The organism is Mesorhizobium sp. M0140, assembly GCF_040322475.1.
Classification (GTDB): domain Bacteria; phylum Pseudomonadota; class Alphaproteobacteria; order Rhizobiales; family Rhizobiaceae; genus Mesorhizobium.
On sequence record NZ_JAMYTM010000008.1, the window covers coordinates 110,039 to 128,663 of the forward strand.

The 18,625-nt window shown below is 62.5% G+C and carries 18 protein-coding genes; 14 read left to right on the forward strand and 4 right to left on the reverse strand.

What is annotated here, in order from left to right:
* Positions 1-146 precede the first annotated feature (146 nt).
* Positions 147-758 (forward strand): thymidine kinase, encoded by a 612-nt coding sequence (locus tag NKJ37_RS10745; RefSeq protein ID WP_352674731.1) that lies wholly within the window; start codon positions 147-149, stop codon positions 756-758.
* Between the two features lie 70 nt (positions 759-828).
* Here NKJ37_RS10745 and NKJ37_RS10750 read toward each other — a convergent pair whose 3' ends face one another.
* The gene (locus tag NKJ37_RS10750; RefSeq protein WP_352773806.1) at positions 829-1,230 is read right to left on the reverse strand and encodes an EamA family transporter; all 402 of its coding nucleotides are present in this window, start codon (positions 1,228-1,230) and stop codon (positions 829-831) included.
* Positions 1,231-1,244: 14 nt separating this feature from the next.
* The gene (locus tag NKJ37_RS10755; protein WP_352773807.1) at positions 1,245-1,724 is read right to left on the reverse strand and encodes a DMT family transporter; all 480 of its coding nucleotides are present in this window, start codon (positions 1,722-1,724) and stop codon (positions 1,245-1,247) included.
* 101 nt (positions 1,725-1,825) lie between these two features.
* Here NKJ37_RS10755 and NKJ37_RS10760 point away from each other — a divergent pair, with 101 nt between their 5' ends.
* From NKJ37_RS10760 to NKJ37_RS10800, 9 genes are all read left to right on the forward strand, one after another.
* On the forward strand, positions 1,826-2,683 hold the full coding sequence (locus NKJ37_RS10760) for a LysR substrate-binding domain-containing protein (RefSeq protein WP_128303730.1): 858 nt from the start codon (positions 1,826-1,828) through the stop codon (positions 2,681-2,683).
* Between the two features lie 114 nt (positions 2,684-2,797).
* A complete protein-coding gene (locus tag NKJ37_RS10765) occupies positions 2,798-3,187 on the forward strand; it encodes a c-type cytochrome (RefSeq protein ID WP_023809867.1) in 390 nt (129 codons plus the stop codon).
* A gap of 311 nt (positions 3,188-3,498) precedes the next feature.
* Complete coding sequence (locus tag NKJ37_RS10770) at positions 3,499-4,587, forward strand: hypothetical protein (RefSeq protein ID WP_127266549.1); 1,089 nt, start codon at positions 3,499-3,501, stop codon at positions 4,585-4,587.
* 31 nt (positions 4,588-4,618) lie between these two features.
* A complete protein-coding gene (locus tag NKJ37_RS10775; RefSeq protein WP_023809869.1) occupies positions 4,619-5,764 on the forward strand; it encodes a hypothetical protein in 1,146 nt (381 codons plus the stop codon).
* A 24-nt stretch (positions 5,765-5,788) separates the two neighbouring features.
* Entirely contained in the window at positions 5,789-7,699 is a 1,911-nt protein-coding gene (locus tag NKJ37_RS10780; RefSeq protein ID WP_352773808.1) for an AAA family ATPase, read from the forward strand.
* Between the two features lie 128 nt (positions 7,700-7,827).
* Positions 7,828-8,244: an endonuclease domain-containing protein gene (locus NKJ37_RS10785; protein WP_127290194.1), complete on the forward strand. Its 417-nt coding sequence runs from the start codon at positions 7,828-7,830 to the stop codon at positions 8,242-8,244.
* Between the two features lie 109 nt (positions 8,245-8,353).
* Positions 8,354-9,655: a DUF6638 family protein gene (locus NKJ37_RS10790; protein WP_352773809.1), complete on the forward strand. Its 1,302-nt coding sequence runs from the start codon at positions 8,354-8,356 to the stop codon at positions 9,653-9,655.
* A 103-nt stretch (positions 9,656-9,758) separates the two neighbouring features.
* The gene (locus tag NKJ37_RS10795; RefSeq protein ID WP_352674722.1) at positions 9,759-10,883 is read left to right on the forward strand and encodes a DUF2333 family protein; all 1,125 of its coding nucleotides are present in this window, start codon (positions 9,759-9,761) and stop codon (positions 10,881-10,883) included.
* A gap of 311 nt (positions 10,884-11,194) precedes the next feature.
* Positions 11,195-12,874, forward strand: coding sequence for a formate--tetrahydrofolate ligase (locus NKJ37_RS10800; protein WP_023809872.1), 1,680 nt, complete (start codon positions 11,195-11,197; stop codon positions 12,872-12,874).
* 65 nt (positions 12,875-12,939) lie between these two features.
* Here the strand turns inward: NKJ37_RS10800 and NKJ37_RS10805 are convergent, their stop codons facing one another.
* Positions 12,940-13,584, reverse strand: coding sequence for a cysteine hydrolase family protein (locus NKJ37_RS10805; protein WP_352773810.1), 645 nt, complete (start codon positions 13,582-13,584; stop codon positions 12,940-12,942).
* Positions 13,585-13,710: 126 nt separating this feature from the next.
* On the opposite strand from NKJ37_RS10805, the gene NKJ37_RS10810 reads away from it, so the two are divergent.
* On the forward strand, positions 13,711-14,706 hold the full coding sequence (locus tag NKJ37_RS10810) for a GlxA family transcriptional regulator (protein WP_352721673.1): 996 nt from the start codon (positions 13,711-13,713) through the stop codon (positions 14,704-14,706).
* 5 nt (positions 14,707-14,711) lie between these two features.
* On the opposite strand, the gene NKJ37_RS10815 is transcribed toward NKJ37_RS10810, so the two are convergent.
* Complete coding sequence (locus NKJ37_RS10815; RefSeq protein WP_352610505.1) at positions 14,712-15,269, reverse strand: sugar O-acetyltransferase; 558 nt, start codon at positions 15,267-15,269, stop codon at positions 14,712-14,714.
* Positions 15,270-15,409: 140 nt separating this feature from the next.
* Between NKJ37_RS10815 and NKJ37_RS10820 the strand changes: the two genes are divergently transcribed.
* From NKJ37_RS10820 to NKJ37_RS10830, 3 genes are all read left to right on the forward strand, one after another.
* Positions 15,410-15,871 carry a DUF4126 domain-containing protein gene (locus tag NKJ37_RS10820; protein WP_352773811.1) on the forward strand — a complete coding sequence of 154 codons (462 nt, stop codon included), beginning with the start codon at positions 15,410-15,412 and terminating at the stop codon, positions 15,869-15,871.
* Positions 15,868-17,244: an FAD-containing oxidoreductase gene (locus NKJ37_RS10825; RefSeq protein ID WP_352773812.1), complete on the forward strand. Its 1,377-nt coding sequence runs from the start codon at positions 15,868-15,870 to the stop codon at positions 17,242-17,244. Before NKJ37_RS10820 ends, NKJ37_RS10825 begins: the two co-directional genes overlap by 4 nt.
* Before the next feature lie 126 nt (positions 17,245-17,370).
* Positions 17,371-18,543 carry an MFS transporter gene (locus NKJ37_RS10830; RefSeq protein ID WP_352773813.1) on the forward strand — a complete coding sequence of 391 codons (1,173 nt, stop codon included), beginning with the start codon at positions 17,371-17,373 and terminating at the stop codon, positions 18,541-18,543.
* The last annotated feature ends 82 nt before the right edge of the window (positions 18,544-18,625 follow it).

The following is an 18,625-nucleotide window of genomic DNA, read 5'->3' on the forward strand; positions in this document are numbered from 1 at the left end:
GATCAACGGCGCGGGCTGGCCAATCAGCGACACATCAGGCGCTTTTGCCATGCCGGACGGTTTTTTCGAAGACGGGCGGGCTTTTTCAGGGGAATGCGGGCGACCGCCCCTCCCCGTATCAGGGCAAGTCGGCTTAAAAGAGCGGCATGGCCAAGCTTTACTTCCACTACGCGACTATGAACGCCGGCAAGACGACGATGCTCTTGCAGGCCTCTTACAATTATCGCGAGCGCGGCATGGGCACGATGCTGTTCGTCGCCGGCCACTACCGCAAGGGCGACACCGGCCTGATCTCGTCGCGCATCGGCCTGGAGACGGAAGCCGAGATGTTCCGCGATGGCGACGATCTGTTCACCCGCGTCGCCGATCATCACGCGCATACGTCAGTGCATTGCGTCTTCGTCGACGAGGCGCAGTTCCTCGAGGAGGAGCAGGTCTGGCAGCTCGCCCGCATCGCCGACCGGCTGAATATCCCGGTCATGTGCTACGGCCTGCGCACCGATTTCCAGGGCAAGCTGTTTTCCGGCTCGCGCGCGCTGCTGGCCATCGCCGACGATTTGCGCGAAGTGCGTACAATCTGCCGCTGCGGCCGCAAGGCGACGATGGTCGTGCGCCTCGGCCCCGATGGCAAAGTGGCGCGCCAGGGCGAGCAGGTGGCGATCGGCAAGGACGTCTATGTCTCGCTCTGCCGCCGTCATTGGGAAGAAGAAATGGGCCGCGCCGCGCCCGACGACTTCATCGGCTTTATCAAGGGCTGACTCTGTCTCTTGGTTTTTGGAGCAATTCCCAGGGGGAGCGCTATGTGCTTTTCTTGGAATTGCACCGGGCTCATACGGTCGAGACACGCCACTTCGGAAACCGCCAACCCAGCCGCACACCCAGCGTCGCCACTGCAATCAGCGCCATGCCGGCAGCCTGCGCCGGTCCGAGCGGATGCCCATAGATCGCCCAGTCGACGATGATGGCGACGACGGGATAGATGAAGGTGATGACGCCGATCACCGGTGTCGTCAGGCGCGGAAAGGCCGAATTCATCAACACGTAGGCAATGCCGGTGTGCAGCACGCCGATGCCGAGCAGCCAGCCCCATGACGCAAGCGCAATATGTTGGCCGACGCCGGCGAACGGGGCGAGCATGACGACCCCCACCACCGTCTGGCAGAGTACCGTAATTTCGGCGCGCTGCTGACCAAGGCCCTTGGCGAGGATCGTTGTAACGGCGTAGAGCATTGCGCCGCCCAGCGTCAGCGCAATGCCCGGCGCCAGTTGGCATCGTCGTGGCCGTGCGCGAAGACGAGGCCGCTGGCCAGCACGACGCCGAGAAACGCACCGAGCATCCACAGCAGTTGGTCGAGCGAGATGCGCTCCTTGAGGAAGACGACACCGATCAGGACCACGAAGAACGGCTGGATATGGTAGATAATCGTCGTCGTGGCGATCGATGTCATGGCGAAGCCGGCGAAGAAGGCCGTCCAGCTCAGCACCATGCACACGCCGGCAAGTGCTGCAAGGGCAAGCCGAGACGGCGACAGCGTCCGATCCGGCAGATAGCCGCGCAACAGGCACCATAAGAAAAGGAATATCGCGCCGAACACACATCGCCAGAAGACGACGGCAACGGGATGCAGCCCCGATTCCGTGGCGAAGGCGCCGACCGTACCGGCGATCACCATTGCCAGAGCAAGGCTCGCGGCCGGAAAGCGGGCTGTCGAGGCGTCCGTCATGTGGTGGTTTCCCAGCGATCCCAGCAACCATCTGGTCACTGGCGCCACCTTCAAACAAGCGAATAGATTTGTGATGACCTATTCGATATACTGATAGCACCATGGCCGCGCCACTCGATCTCAATCTGCTGAAAACCTTTGTCGCCGTCGTCGAGAGCGGCAGCCTTTCCAATGCAGCACCCAGGGTCGGCCGCAGCCAGTCGGCGGTCAGCATGCAGATGCAGCGGCTGGAGGAGATGGTCGGCAACCAGCTTCTGGTGCGTGGTCCCAGAACCGTCACTCCCAATGCGATCGGCGAGGATTTCCTGATCTATGCGCGCCGGTTGCTGAAACTGTCGGATGAAGCCTGGGCAAGTGTCACCCGGCCCAAGGAAACAGGCAGCGTCCGCTTGGGGGTGCCCGACGATTATGCCGCCTTCCTCCTGCCGCCCGTGCTCTCACGCTTCGCGGCGGAGCATCCCCTGGTGACGGTGGAGTTGATCTGCGAACAGTCGACCGCGCTGGTGAAGACGCTGGCGGAGGGGCGGCTGGATCTGGCGATCATCACCCGCTTGCCGGAGCAGCCGCTTGAGGTGATCCGGCTGGAACGCTTCGTCTGGGTCGCCTCATCAAACCATGTCGCCTGGGAGACCGATCCGCTTCCGGTCGCCTTGTTCGAACCGGGCTGCGCCGCCAGGATGAATGTCCTGCAGGCGCTTGGCGATGCCGACCGCTCCTATCGCTGTACCTATTCAAGCGCCTCTCTGCTTGGCCTGATCGCCGTCGTCCAGGCCGGGCTCGCGGTGGCTGGCCTCGCCCTGCGCAGCGTACCACCGTCGCTGCGCATCGTCGGCGGCAATGAAGGGCTTCCGGTGCTGCCGGACCTCGAAATCGGCATCCTTCGCAACCCGCTGTCGACGACCCAGGCGGTCGAGCGGCTGAATGATTTCCTGCGCCGCGATCTGGCACAACAGGCCTGACTCGCGGGCCTGTCTTCCGCAATCCCGCCGCGATGCAGCGTTTGTTTCCGCGATGCAGCGTTTGTTAAAGCCTCGGCACTATAAGGCCGCCAGCCAGAACTCTCCGGGGGCAGCATGTTTCGAGCCGCTTCGTCCGCCAGCATCCTTCTCCTTGCCAGCTCGCTTGTGGCCCATGCCGGCGGCGACCCGGCCCTGGGCAAGAAGGCCTTCAACCGGTGCATGGCCTGCCATGAAGCAGCCACCGACCGCGACAAGGTCGGTCCGCATCTGTTGGGCGTCGTTGGCCGCACCGCCGGCAGCGCCGAGAGTTTTCTTGGCCGCTATTCCGAGGCGATGAAGAGTGCCGGCGCCGCCGGCCTGGTCTGGGATGAAGCCAATCTCACCGAGTATCTCAGGGCACCCAAGCTGAAAGTGCCCGGCAACAAGATGGCGTTTGCCGGCCTGGCCAAAGACGACGACATCGCCAATGTCATTGCCTATCTGAAGGCCGATCCCAAGCCCTGATCCGCTGTTCGTCAGCTCTGTAAAGCCGGCTTTCTCCTCGCATATCGCGGCCGCGATTGCTTCGGTGGTTTGCCCAATACAAAGGCATCCGTGCGCCTTCGCCTTGCCGCATGAAAGTTCAATGACAGCTGAACTATGGCTGGTCGGCAAGCTAATCACGCTAAGCCCACGCCTTCACTGGTTTTCAAGACCCTGACGAATTTTTTTGTTTTCACGCCGCCCTTATCTTCACGTCTTTCAATCCCCTGATGCCCCACATATATTCGCCGCTGTTCGCGACCAGCGACGTCATGCCGAAGCGGGAGGCCCCAATGGCGACATTGCAGAATTTCGACGCCGAAATTGCCAAGACCAAGCAGGTCGTGCAGGACATGCGCTCCAAGATCGAGCAATCCGGCACCATGCTTGATACGCTTGCCACATCAGACAAGAAGATCGGCGACGCAAATTTCGACCTCGAGAACGCCCGCATCGAGGATGTGCTGAAGCAGCAGAAGGTGATGGAAGGCAACATTGCCGACCTGATCATCGGGCTGGAGGACGCCACCAACGTCTTCGGCGCCGAGTTCGAGAGCATGAAGAACTACACCGGCTGGGAAAAATTCATTGGCATCTTCTCCAGCCAGAGCAAGCAGCGCATGCGCACCGACCGCGTTCGCAACATGTCGCTGGCCGGCAATCTGCAGGAACTGCTGGTCAAATCCGACACCATCGTCGGCATATTGAAGGCGCAGAAAGAGGTTCTCGACCAACGCTACAAGACCTCGGAAACCAGCCTGTCTCAGGTTATCGAGCGCCGCAAGACCACCATGACCAATCTCGAAGCCGTGCAGAAGCGCATCGAGGAGCTCAACCCGATGCTGCTCGACATCGAAAACAAGATCGCCGCTTCGACCAGCCAGAAAGACCGCACGCAGCTCGAAGGCGAACGCTCCAAGCTGGCGACGGAATACAACGAAAAGCAGGCCAAGGAGCAGGAGCTGCTGGCCGAGAGCCAGACGCTCGAGCGTTACACCTCGATGTTCCAGACCTTCGTCGATTCGCTCAACAACCAGATCGCCGCGCAATCGACGCTGATCAACAAGCTGACCATCGATACCGAGCAGCGCATCGTGCTCTACAAAGCGCTGGAAGATTCGCTGAAGACCGCCGCCCAGCAGGACGTCGCCCACAAGATCAACACGCTGGGCAGCCAGGTCGACAACACCGCCGAGGAAACCATGGCCGGCATCGGGGCTGCTTCGCAAAAGCACATCGGCGACCTGCTTGAGATGCACGAGAAGAACATGGTCGCCACCGCCGACATCCAGCGCCGCAAGAAGCTGGCCGACGATGCCTTCGCCCGCCGCTTCGACGAGGTGCTGAAGAAGCACAATTCGGCTAACTACGTGCAGTCTTAAGGGTGACAGCACTGCCCGCGAGCGACCAGGCATGACCCCCGAAAACGAAGCGGCGGCACGGTATTTTTCCGCCATCACGGCCGCGCTCAGCGGCCTTGAAGTGTTCATGCGCGACGATCGCTCGCCGCTCTACCGGCATGGCATCGTCGCCAAGATCGTCGCCGAACACATCGCCAGGCTCGACAAGTCGTTTTCCTGCTGGCGCAACCGGCTCGGCTTCATGGACACATTCCGCATTTCGCGCGCCGAAAGCGGATTTCCGGTGTTCCAGAACCTGCTCGAACTGGAAAACGACCGACGCCAGGCCGACGCGCGGCTTGCCAACATTCCGCTCGCCGGCGAGTTGCGCGAGGAAATGGCCGACTTCATCCTGCGCCACAAGGAATTCCCCGCAGCGCTGCAGAAGTCGATAGCCGAGCGGCTTTATCTCGAGGACGTGAAAAGCGAGAACACGTTCGGCCCGTTCACGCTGGCGCAAACGGCCAAGGTCTCGGTAAATCCAAAGACGGGGCGGCCTTATTATCTCGTCCACTGGGCGACGTTCGACGGCAGCGCCAACCTGCCGCTAGTCTACATGGTGACGGTGGAGGATTCGTCCGAAACGATGATTCGCCAGCTTGTCGATAGAAACGGCAAGCTGAACGAGACGATTGACATTCCGCTGCCGGTCGATGGCCTGCTCAATCCCGAGCTTGCCCACCGTTTCGACGATTTCACCGAGAAGAACTCCGCCTACACGCTGTCGCCGGCGACCATCGCGGTCAATCTCGACAAGGATTTCGAGCCGCTGCACCCCAAGCAGCTGCGCCGCGTTGTGCTCGGCCCGTTCTATTCGGCTGGCATCACCGACAACAATTCGACGGTGACCGAGGTTTTGGCCAAGGTGCGCAAGCCCGAAAATGCCTGGCTTTTGACCTGGACCATCCAGGAGGTCTATTCCAAGGCCGAGAAGCCCGGCCGCAAGGGCCTGTTTTCCAGCGAGAAGACGACGCAGGAATTCTTCATCAACACCGACGATCTGGAAGCCGCGCGCCAGGGCGTGTCGAGCTATGAAAACCACGCGCTGATCCCGCACGAGGCCTATCAGGCGCTCTACGCCGCCGGCGAGGCGCAAAAGGTCTTTGCCGGCTACAAGGTTCACATCCTGTCCAACGGACAGGTCATCTCAGACGTCTGACCGTCACACCACGGAGCACCCTTCATGGATACCGGCCTGACCACCATCCCGGAAGCCGCCATCGAGAAGCACCGCGCCACCGCGCAGAGCTTCATCACCCGTGTCGTCGTGCTGGAGGACCCGTCACGCGAGTCCGGCACAGCACTTGCCGGCACCAACCGCCGCTTCGTCTCGACCGTCTCGGTCGGTTCGGTGCGCCGCACGCGCGAGGTCGAGCTGTCGAAGACCGTCGGCGCCGTTCATCCCGATGATCAGCTGCTGACCATCCCGCAGCACACGCTCCTGTTTCGCGCCCGGCGCGGCACGGCGATCGCGCTGGCAATATCGGACGTCTTTGCCGAGGGCTCGGACCTTGAAAGTCTGCAGGCCAAGAACACCCGCGCGCCGCTCGAAGGCGACGAGGCGTCTACCTTCAAGAAGCTTCTGTCGGCCTCGGCTTACATTTCGGCCTTCAGCCTCGCCTCCTACCTGTTCCAGCTGATCGACAGCGACGGCGAGGCGCCCAACGACAGTCCCGAACCGGACTTCCTGTTCGACACGCCGCAGGATGCGGTGAAGTCGATCCTGGCCGGCCTCGACAAAGCGATCTCGGGATCATCCGACGACGCCGATTTGATGACCAGAGCGCGTGCCTTTGCCCGCGTCGCCATCGACGGGCTGCTGGCCCGCAAGGGCCGCTTCGACGGCATCGGCCCGTTCGAGAACGCGCATATCCGTATCGATGCCGACGATTTCACCCTCGATGGTTTCGACGTCGCGCCGGGCAAGCGTTCAAAACCGCTGGTGATGACATTCAAGAAGCCGGAAGAGGTCGTCGGCAATCACATCGCCAAATACCAGTCGGTCAAGCTCGCCAAGATGCTGATGGCCTACGACTTCGAGCGCGAACTCAATCCGTTCGTCGAACTCGGCGGCTTCCTGTTCACCTTCATCGGCGACGGCGCCCCCGGCACCGGCAAGACGACCCTGATCCAGATGATCGCCGGCCTCGTCAACGGCTACTGCCAGGTCGCCGGCTATCCCTTCGCCTACGAGAATTTCGGCGTCGACCAGATCTCGTCCTATCAGGGCAAATCAGGCCAGAACTGCCGCCAGTTCATCAACAATGTGCTGAACCCGCGCGTCATCGGATTCGGCACCATCGACGACATCGACCAGGTGGCGGCGCGCCGCTCAGACGACCGCGCCTCGGCCGGCCAGCAGGAAATCACCGGCGTGTTGATGGATGCCTTCGCCGGTGCCGCGACCGTGGTGCGCGGCAATTGCTCGTTCGGCATGTTCTCCAACTATCCCGAAAATGTCGACGACGCGCTGCGCCAGCGCGCCGGCGCCCGCTGGCTGGTCGACGGGCCGCAGAGCCGCAACGACTACATCGATATTTTTGTCCTGCTGGCGGGGAAAAACCACAAGATCCCGCTCGGCGACCACGATCTCTACGCCGCGCAGGAAATCCAGCGCGCCGTGACCGAAGCCTATGAGGGGCACGAGAAGCCGCAAGAAGACGGGCTGATGAAGGTCTACGAGCGCTACATGAAGGAGAACGGCGCACCGAAATCGATGGCCGACATCGGCACCTATCTGCACCTGATCAAGGATGCCGAGCCCCGCTTCACCGGCCGCGCCATCAAAAACGTCACCGACGCCATCAAGATGCGCGCCATGGACATCGAGCTTCCCAACGACTGGTTCGAGAAGCCGGAAGTCTTCATGCACAAGGGTTATGACGAGAAGAAAGCGATGATCGAGGAACTGCGCGGCCCCTTTTCGATGGACATGGTCATGCAGGAGATCAACCGCTACGCCGACTCGGAGTTCCGCTATTCCGACAAGTCCGACGACTCCGCCGTCCAAAAGCTGCTGCGCGACGCCCGCCTGCGCGAACGGGCCGCGCTCGAGATGGAGGAGATGAAGAAGAAGGGGCTGTGGAATGCGTGACGTTCCGTTTGAGAATCCTCGCCATCAGTGGACAGGTTGCAATCGCGGCGCCGAAGAACAAGGCTCCAACGCTGACGCCCCCCTCTCCCCGTTCTTCACGGGGAGAGGGTAAGGGTGAGGGGCAGCGCATGCGTGGACCAGAAATCGAGACAACGGGTCGAGCGAGACGTCTGCGTCAGTCGGACAATGATGCTGAAAACGCCCTTTGGCTCGAATTGCGTGACCGCAGACTGAACGGCCATAAATTCGTGCGGCAGTTTCCGATAGGCAGCTACTTTGCCGATTTTGCCTGCAGGGAGTGCCAGCTAGTTATCGAAGTCGATGGCAGTCAGCATGCCGGCAACAAGTATGATCAGGCCAGGGATCGCTTCATGGTTTCAAATGATTGGTCGGTCCTCCGCTTCTGGAATGTCGACGTCTTGAAGGATCGGGAAGCTGTGCTTGACACCATACTGGCCGCGATCGGGGGACGTCTTGAACGCCATATCGAAACGCATGAGCTTCGATTTGTTGCCGCCAAAGGCTATGGGGAGGCATGTTCTTGACCGTTCGCGCCGCCCCTCACCCTTACCCTCTCCCCGTGAAGAACGGGGAGAGGGGGGCGTCAGCGTTGGCGCTTCGTCCCTCTAAGCAAAGCTCCTCGGAGCCTTCCACATGACCACCAAGAAGCCCGATCTTCTGCGCGACAATGAGCTGATCTACGGCCGGTTGCTGACGGTCGACGAGCCGCATCTGATCCAGCGCTACAACAAAGCGCTCGCCGCGTTCGGCTTGAAGCCGACCAAGCTGAAGAGCTTCCAGATCGACCGCACCGGCTTCTCGCCTGAAGTGGCCGAGGAATGCGATGATTATGACTATCTCGATCCCAACGAGGTCAACCGCCGTTTCATCATCCTGACGCCGTCGCAGATCGACCTGCCGGTGGTGCACACCGCCTTCTCCAACACCTCGCAACTGATGTTCGAGTTCATGTCCAGGAACCGGCGCGCCATCGATGCGCTGACGATCAAGGACGTCATCTACGGCGAGATCGAGGATTCCGTTCCCAAGGTCAACGACATCGAGGATCTGCTGTCGATCAGCCAGGTCGAGTTCAAGGTGCTGTCGGCCGAGGATGTGCTGGGCAAGGCCGCCGAACTCGGCAAGCTCGTCGACCGGCTGAAGCAGGAGCCCGACGCCTGGCGCGACAACGCCATGCTGACCCGCATGGTGGAGCTCGCCAAGATCTGCGGCGACATCCGCGAGAACGCGCTGGTGCCGGACCAGGTGATCTTTCGCCACAACGCCTACTGGACCAGCCATTTCGGCGGCCTCTACGTCTTCGTCGACCCTGACATGACGACAGTGATCGGCGATCCGGCCGCGCCCGGCTTCCGCCGTTCGCGGCCGTGGCAGGTCAGCTACCTCTCGATCAACGACGCCGACAAGGTGTTCAAGTTCCTCGCCACCACCGGCCGCATCGAGCTGCCGCGTGCCTCCTGGGTGGAGACCTCGGGCTATCTCGAGCACCGCGCCGAGATGGTGGTGCGCGCGCTGATCCGCGATGCCGAGCCGAACCGCAATTTGACCGATGTCGACAAGGTCTGGCTGCAGACCTGGATCCAGAGCCATGCCGACCTGATCACCAGAGACGGCAATTTTCCGTTCCTCAACGCCGCCAAGCGCGAGATCGCCCAGCTCGGCCACCTCAAGATCGAGGATGTCTTCCCGCAGCAACGTTTCCTTGTCATCCGCGCCAAGCCTGACCACCCCGACGCCTGGCTGACCAACCGGCTGATCTCGGATTTCGTACCGTCGGACTTCGTCTCGCGCTACATCTTCAACAAGGACGGCTTTTATGAGGACTATGGCGGCTTCAGCGACGCGTGGCGATCGCATGTTGTGGACCTTCTCAAAACCACATATTTGAAAGACAAGGTGGCGTTTCGCACACGCCTCTACGGCCTGACTGACTAGAACGAAATGAATCGTTATGTCGTTCTAACTTCTTGTTTTGGCGCATGATGTTATCCAAAAAGCCTGCAACTTTTTGGCGTCATGCTTTGAGGGGGACACAGCCATGCTCGATCCGATCGTGAATTTCTTCACCCGCATTTTCCAGTGGATTGGCCGCGGCATCGGCCTGTTAATCGGCGTGATCCTGTGGCCCTTCCTATGGGCCGGGCGCTGGTACACGCAGCGCGGCTGGATCCTCAAGGCGGCGGTCGGCCTTGCCCTGCTGGTGCTGATCGGCCTCTACGCCAATTTCTTCTACGCCACCCAGTGGTGGAACAATTTCAACCCGAACTATCCCGACACCTACACGTTCGAGAAGCGCAATGTCTCCGCCGGCGAACAGGTCGCCGCCGGCGCCGGCACCGACACGGCCAAGACCTGCGGCAACTCCGGCATTGCCCAGATCGCCGCCGACCTGACCGACTTCAACGTCAACCAGAATGCCTGGATCTCGTCGATGATCCTCTACAAGCTTGGCCTGTTCGGCATCGACTGGGACAACACGCCGTGGATGGACAACAAGGCCTCCTTCCAGCGCGGCATCAACCAGGCGGTGCGGCGCACCGCGACCGAACTCGCTGACAATCTCGGCCGCGTCCGCACCACCTCGCAGATCGACAGCGATCTGCAGAATGCCCGCGGCAACCTGCAGTTCGACGAGGAGACCTGGTATTTCGGCCTGAACCCGTTTGGCCCCAAGACGCCGACACCGAGCTACTATCGCGACGCCGTGCGCATGCTGCGTTCCTTCAACGCTCGCCTTGCCACCTGCCAGGCGACATTCGACGCCCGCGCCGACAATCTGAAACAGTATATCGACCGCATCTCGTCCGACATCGGCTCGACCTCGGCGATCCTCAAGGAACGCGCCGAGAACCACAACAATGGCTGGTTCGACTTCCGCGCCGACGACCGCTACTGGTTCGCCTATGGCCAGCTCTACGGCTATTACGGCCTGATGAAGGGCGCCCAGGCCGACTTCGAGGACGTCATCAAGGAAAAGCATCTGCAGAACCTGTGGGACACGATGGACTCGCAGTTCGTTTCGGCGCTGAAGATCCAGCCTTTCATCATCGCCAATGGCCGCGAGGATGGCTGGCTGTTGCCGACGCATCTGACGACGATGGGCTTCTATGTGCTCAGGGTGCGCTCCAACATGGTCGAAATCAGCAACGTTCTGACGCAGTAGCGCTGTTCCATTAGGGACCAAGCGATGGCGAATTTGCGCCGTCGCCTCTGTCGCATTCCGTGCATTGTGCGGCTGTTTTGAGACGGCGGCGCGGCGTGTCCTCTGGCTTCTATACGGCGCGGCAACGGAGCCAGGAAGAACCGATGACAGGTCGGCCGGTCCGCAGAGGAATTTTCTCTATAGGAAACATAGTTGCATGAAAGTTGACGCCGCGGCAGCGACAGGGTTAGAACATGCCCGCGCCCGGGTCCACCTGCCTGCGAGTAAGATCAACCCGTCCCCTCCATCGTCCAATCCAGAGGAAAGCCGTCATGGCCGAAGTGAAGTCCGACATCGAGATCGCGCGCGGCGCCAGGAAAAAGCAGATCCAGGAGATCGGCCAGAAGATCGGTATCCCGACCGAACATTTGCTGCCCTATGGCCACGACAAGGCCAAGATCTCAGCTGAATTCATCAAATCGGTGAAGGGCAACAAGGACGGCAAGCTGATCCTCGTCACCGCCATCAACCCGACGCCGGCCGGCGAAGGCAAGACCACGACCACGGTCGGTCTCGGCGACGGCCTGAACCGCATCGGCAAGAAGGCGATCATCTGCATCCGCGAGGCCTCGCTGGGCCCGAACTTCGGCGTCAAGGGCGGTGCCGCCGGCGGCGGCTATGCGCAAGTCGTGCCGATGGAGGACATGAACCTCCACTTCACCGGCGACTTCCATGCCATCACCACGGCGCACAACCTGCTTTCGGCGCTGATCGACAACCACATCTACTGGGGCAATGAGCTCGGCATCGACACCCGCCGCGTCGTCTGGCGCCGCGTCATGGACATGAACGACCGCGCGCTGCGCGAAATCATCTGCTCGCTCGGCGGCGTCGCCAACGGATTCCCGCGCGAGGGCGGTTTCGATATCACCGTCGCCTCGGAAGTCATGGCCATCCTGTGCCTGTCGACCGACCTGAAGGACCTCGAAAAGCGCCTCGGCGACATCATCGTCGCCTATCGCCGCGACAAGTCGCCGGTCTATGCCCGCGACCTCAAGGCCGACGGCGCCATGGCCGTGCTGTTGAAGGACGCCATGCAGCCGAACCTGGTGCAGACGCTGGAGAACAACCCGGCCTTCGTGCATGGCGGCCCGTTCGCCAACATCGCGCATGGCTGCAACTCGGTCGTCGCCACCACGACGGCGCTCAAGCTCGCCGACTACGTCGTCACCGAAGCCGGCTTCGGCGCTGACCTCGGTGCTGAAAAGTTCTTCGACATCAAGTGCCGCAAGGCGGGCCTCAAGCCGGCGGCGGCCGTCATTGTCGCCACCGTGCGCGCCATGAAAATGAATGGCGGCGTCAAGAAGGAAGACCTCGGCAAGGAAAACGTCGAAGCGGTGAAGAAGGGCTGCGCCAATCTCGGCCGCCACATCGAGAACATCCGCCAGTTCGGCGTGCCGGCGGTGGTTGCCATCAACCACTTCTACTCCGACACCGACGCCGAGATCCAGGCGATGAAGGACTATGTCGCCTCGATGGGCGAAGAGGCGATCCTGTGCAAGCACTGGGCGCACGGCTCGGCCGGCATCGAGGATCTCGCCAACAAGGTGGTGGCACTGGCCGAATCCGGTGCTTCGCAGTTCGCGCCGCTCTATCCCGATGCCATGCCGCTGTTCGAGAAGATCAACACCATCGTCCAGCGCATCTATCGCGGCTCGGAAGCGATCGCCGACAAGTCGGTGCGCGACCAGCTCAAGGCCTGGGAAGACGCCGGATACGGCCACTTGCCGGTGTGCATGGCCAAGACGCAGTACTCGTTCTCGACCGACCCGAACCTGCGCGGCGCGCCGACCGGCCACACGGTGCCGGTGCGCGAGGTCAGGCTGTCGGCCGGTGCCGGCTTCGTCGTCATCATCTGCGGCGAGGTCATGACCATGCCCGGCCTGCCCAAGGCGCCGTCCTCGGAAAAGATCTTCCTCAACGAGATGGGCCAGATCGAAGGCCTGTTCTAAAATCCTTCAGTTCAAACCGCAAAGGGCGCCGCAGCGATGCGGCGCCCTTCTGTTTTCGGATAGCCCTAAGCAGCGCTGCGCGACAGCGCCCGCTGGTTGGAGCCGAAGATCGTGTCGCGCTCCGGCAGCGCGCCGGTCTGCAGGCACTCGACCCATTCCGCGGTCTTGAGCACGGCGGCAAAGCGCGACTGCAGGATGATCGTGACCACGCGGTGGATCTCCTCGGCCGAGGCGTAGCCGGCGCTGTTGGCGTAAGGCACCGAGCCCGTCGCATCCGACAGGAACTCGACGGCAAAGCCCATATGCACGGCGTGGATGATGGTCGACAGGTCGCAATTGTGCGTCATGTAGCCGACCACCGTGATCGTATCGATGGCATTGGCGCGCAGCCAGTCTTCCAGATCAGTGCCGGTGAAGGCGGATGGCAGGCTCTTTTCGACATAATGGTCGCGCTCACGCCTGGCGATTTCGGGATGCAGTTCGCCGCCATGGCTTCCCCTGGCAAAGATCGGCGATGTCTGCGGCGCCATCTGCTTGACGACCACCACCTTGATGCCGGCGGCCGCCGCCGCATCCATCGCCTGCGCCACATGGACGACGCTGTCGCGGAATGGCGGATGCTGGATGGCCAGATTGCCGCCATCATAGTCGTTCTGCACATCGACGACGATCAGCGCCCGGCGCGGCGTGGTGTTGGCTGGGTCAGACATGGTGTTTTCCTTTCCGGCTCGAATGCGATGGACCGAAAATAGGCGGACTCCCCGACAGTCGGAAGTGGCCCAATTGACATCATTCGAAAGAATTGGGACAATCGCATTCAACTGCCGGAAGCACCCATGACCGACCCGATCATTGCCGTACTCGCCTTCGACGGCATCAGCCCGTTCCATCTTTCCGTACCGTGCCTGGTCTTCGCAGAGGACAGGACGGCGCTTGGCCTGCCGCGCTTCGACTTCCGCATCTGCGCGGTCAAGCCCGGCCCGATCCACACCGAGGCCGGACTGACAATTGCCGCGCCGCATGGGCTCGAAGGGCTCGACGGCGCCGATATCGTCATCATTCCAAGCTGGCATCATCTCGGCGAGCCGGCATCGCCGCCGCTGATGGAGGCGTTGCGCCGGGCGCACCAACGCGGCGCCTTGATCGTCGGCCTGTGCCTCGGAACCTTCGCCATTGCCGCGGCCGGGCTGCTTTCGGGCCGTCGTGCCGCGACGCACTGGGCCTATTCCGAACAGTTGCAGAAACTCCATCCCGACGTCGCCGTCGACGCTTCGGTGCTCTATGTCGACAATGGCAACATCGTGACCTCGGCCGGCGTCGCCGCCGGCCTCGACTGCTGTCTCCACATCGTGCGCGCCCGCTACGGCGCGGAAGCGGCATTGCGGCTCGCCCGCCAGATCGTTCTTTCTCCGCATCGGCAGGGCGGGCAGGCGCAATTCATCGAGCATCCGGTGGCAAGAAGCGCCGACGCCGACCGCTTCACCCAGGCCCTGGACTCGGTTCGTGCGACGCTTGGCGAGACGCATAGCCTCGACAGCGTCGCCGAGGCCGCTGGCCTGACCCGCCGCACCTTTACCCGTCGCTTTCAGAAATCGATCGGCGCCAGCTTTGGCGATTGGCTGACCAGCCAGCGGATCGAACTGGCGCAGCGTTTGCTGGAAGCGACGGAGAAATCCATGGACATAGTGGCCTTCGAAGCCGGCTTCGGCAGCGCCACCTCGCTGCGCCAGCATTTTTCGGCACGGCTCAAGACATCGCCGGCGCAATACCGGCGGGAATTCTCCAGAAGGACCGATCAGGACGAACGCATGACGTACGTCCTATCGTCCTGACCTGTTCAGCCTCGCTTGATCGCCCGCGCCGGATTGCCGAGCACCGTGGTGTTCGCAGCCACGTCACGCGTCACCACCGCCCCCGCACCGACGATGGCACCTTCACCAATGCTGACGCCGCCAAGGATGACGGCTGAGCCGCCGATCCAGGCATTGGCGCCGATCTCGACGGGTCGGGCGATCTCCAGTCCGGCCTGCCGCCCACTGGCCTCCTTGTGATGCTCGGCGCAATAGATCTGCACATTGGGACCGAGCAGCGTTCCCTTGCCGATGCGCACACTCGCTGTGTCGAGGATGGTGCAGCCGGCATTGAGAAAGACGCCGTCGCCGAGAAAGATGTTGAAGCCATAGGCGCAGTGGAACGGCGCCTCGATGCGGGCGCCCTCACCGGCGTTGCCGAGCAAAGTTTTCAAGCCCGGCCCGAGATTGCCGCGCTGCCGCGGCGGCAGGCAATTGTGCTCGAACACCGCGTCACGCGCGACAACACGCAAGGACTCCAGCTCATCATCGAGGCAGGTGTACCATTCGCCGGCCGCCATCTTCACGCGCTCGCTTTCGACCATGACGCGTCTCCAGTTCACGTCCTTGCAAAGCACAAGTGCGGCCAACAGAAAAGCGCCGATGCAAGTACTGGCCAAATATTGGACCTATGGTAGCCTGTGTCTCAAGGCCGTCTTGGCCCGGTGATCGAGGGGGATCGACCATGCTCTACATTCTCGCACTTCTGATCGGCGTCATTGCCGGTCTTCGCGCCATGACGGCGCCGGCTGCCGTTGCCTGGGGCGCTTATCTCGGCTGGCTGCCGGTTGCCGGCACCTGGGCGAGCTTCATGAGTCACTGGGCGGCTGTCGGCATCTTCACCATCCTGGCCATCGTCGAACTGGTCACCGACCAGTTGCCGTCGACGCCGAGCCGTAAAGTGCCGCAGCAATTCGGCGCCCGCATCGTCATGGGCGCCTTCACCGGCGCGGTGATCGGAGCGACAGGCGGCGCCACCATCGGCGGCTTGATTGCCGGCGCCATCGGCGCTGTCATCGGCACGCTGGGCGGCGCTGAAGCTCGCGGCCGGCTCGCAGCCGTCTTCGGCAAGGATCCGCCCGCCGCCTTCATCGAGGACGCGGTGGCGATCATCGGCGGTCTGCTGATCGTGGCTGCGGTGGCATGACGACGAAAACCTTCGACGCCATCATCATCGGTGCCGGACAGGCTGGCCCTCCGCTGGCCGGCCGGCTGACGGCCGCCGGCAGGAGCGTGGCGCTGATCGAGCGCAAGCTGGTCGGCGGCACTTGCGTCAACACCGGCTGCATGCCGACCAAGACCATGGTCGCCAGCGCCTATGCCGCGCATCTGGCGCGCCGCGCCGCCGACTACGGCGTGACGCTCAGTGGCCCCGTCGGCGTCGACTATGCCAGGATCAAGGCGCGCAAGGACAAGGTGACGATCGACGCTCGCACCAATCTCGAGACCTGGATTGCCGGCATGAAGGGCTGCACGCTCTATCGCGGCCATGCGCGTTTCGAATCCGCCAACACGGTGCGCGTCGGCGACGATCTGCTGACCGCCGAAAAGATCTTCCTGAACACCGGCGGCCGCGCCTCGGTCCCAGACCTGCCCGGCATCCACGACATCGACTATCTGACCAATTCCTCGATGATGAATCTCGACGTGCTGCCGCGCCATCTCATCGTCGTCGGCGGCAGCTACATCTCGCTCGAATTCGCACAGATGTTCCGCCGCTTCGGTAGCGAAATCACCGTCATCGAGAAGAGCCCCCGCCTGACCGGCCGCGAGGACGAGGATGTCTCCGCCGCCATCCTGTCGATCCTCGAAAACGAAGGCATTACGGTCCATCTCGGCGCCGACGACATCGGCTTTGCCAGACAAGGCCAGGACATTTCCGTGACCTTCTCGGCCGGCAAACCGCCGGCGGTCGGCTCGCACGTGCTGCTGGCTCTGGGGCGGACGCCCAACACCGACGACCTCGGCCTGGAAAAGGCCGGCGTCGAGGTCGACAAGCGCGGTTTCGTCTCTGTCGACGACCAGTTGCGCAGCAGCGTGCCCGGCATCTGGGCAATGGGCGACTGCAACGGCAGGGGCGCCTTCACCCACACCTCCTACAATGACTACGAGATCGTGGCCGCCAATTTGCTCGACAACGATCCGCGCAAGGTCAGCGACCGTATCGAGGCCTATGCGCTCTACATCGACCCGCCGCTTGGCCGCTGCGGCATGACCGAGGCCGCGGTGAAGAAATCCGGCCGTCGCGCACTGGTCGGCCAGCGGCCGATGACCCGCGTCGGCCGCGCTATCGAAAAGGGCGAGACGCAGGGCTTCATGAAGATCCTGGTCGATGCCGACACCAGGCAGATCCTCGGCTGCTCGGTGCTCGGCCCCGGCGGCGACGAGGCTATCCATTGCGTGCTCGACCTGATGTACGCCAAGGCGCCCGTCGACACGCTGGCGCGTGCCGTCCACATCCACCCGAATGTCTCGGAACTGCTGCCCACCATTGCCCAGGAGCTGAAGCCGCTGGCCTGACAGCCTGTTGGCGATCCATTTCAAAGCTCTTCCTTTTCTGCATCGCTGCAATGCAGCAATGCAGCTTGCGCACGGTGGCGTCCTTCGCGCAGTGTCGAAATTGAACCGATTCAGTCTGGACGCACCATGCCCTTGCCGATCCTTGCGCTTGCCATTGCGTCCTTCTGCATCGGCACCACCGAATTCGTCATCATGGGCTTGCTGCCCGAAGTCGCCGCCGACCTCGGCGTGTCGATCCCATCTGCTGGCCTGCTGGTCACAGGGTATGCGCTGGGCGTCGTCTTCGGCGCCCCGATCGTCGCGATGGCCACCGCGCATTTGCCGCGCAAGCCGGTGCTGGTCGGGCTGGCCGTGCTGTTCGTCGTCGGCAATCTGTTTTGCGCCATCTCGCCCAACTACTGGACGCTAATGGCGGCGCGCGTTTTCACCGCTTTCGGCCATGGCGCCTTCTTCGGCATCGGCTCGGTCGTTGCCGCCAGCCTGGTGCCGCGCAACAAACGGGCCAGCGCCATCGCGCTGATGTTCGCCGGGCTGACGCTCTCCAACATCCTGGGTGTTCCCGCCGGAACCGCACTTGGCGAAGCGTTCGGCTGGCGCTCCACCTTCGTTGCCGTGGTCGGTATCGGCCTGATCTCGGTGGCAGCGATCGCCTGGCTGGTGCCGTCCGATGTCGCCCAGCCAAGCGGTGGCGGCCTGCGCGGCGAGCTACGCGTGCTGGGCAAGCTGCAGGTCTGGCTGGCCATGCTGATCGCGGCGCTGACTTCCGCAAGCCTGTTCACCGTCTTCACCTACATCAAGCCCTACCTCACCGAGGTATCGGGCTTGTCGACCTCCGCAGTCACGTGGGTTCTGCTGCTGTTCGGCGCGGGCATGACCATCGGCAACATTATCGGCGGCAGACTGGCCGACTGGAAACTGATGCCGACAGTGATCGGCACCCTATTGCTGATGGCCTTGCTTTTCGTTGGCTTCAGGCAGTTCGGCGCAATCGCCAGCGTTGCCGTCGGCATCGTCTTCTTGTGGGGTCTGCTGATCTTCGTCGTTGTCCCGCCGCTGCAAATCCGGGTCGTCGAGGCCGCTTCCGAGGGGCCGAACCTCGCCGCCACGCTGAACCAGGGCGCCTTCAATGTCGGCAATGCCAGCGGCGCCTGGATCGGCGGCGTGGCCCTGTCCGCCGGTGTTTCCTATGCCAATTTGCCGCTGGTCGGCGCAGCACTCGCTTTGTTGGCGGTCACCGTCGCCGTGCTGTCACAGGCGCTGGGCCGGCGCGCGCCGGTCATCCCGCTCCCGGCTGAATAGTCTTGCGCCCATAGCGCGGCGGGCTGGACCAATCGACATAGGCGCCTTCAAATCGCATGTCTTCTGGTCTTGATGGAGGAAG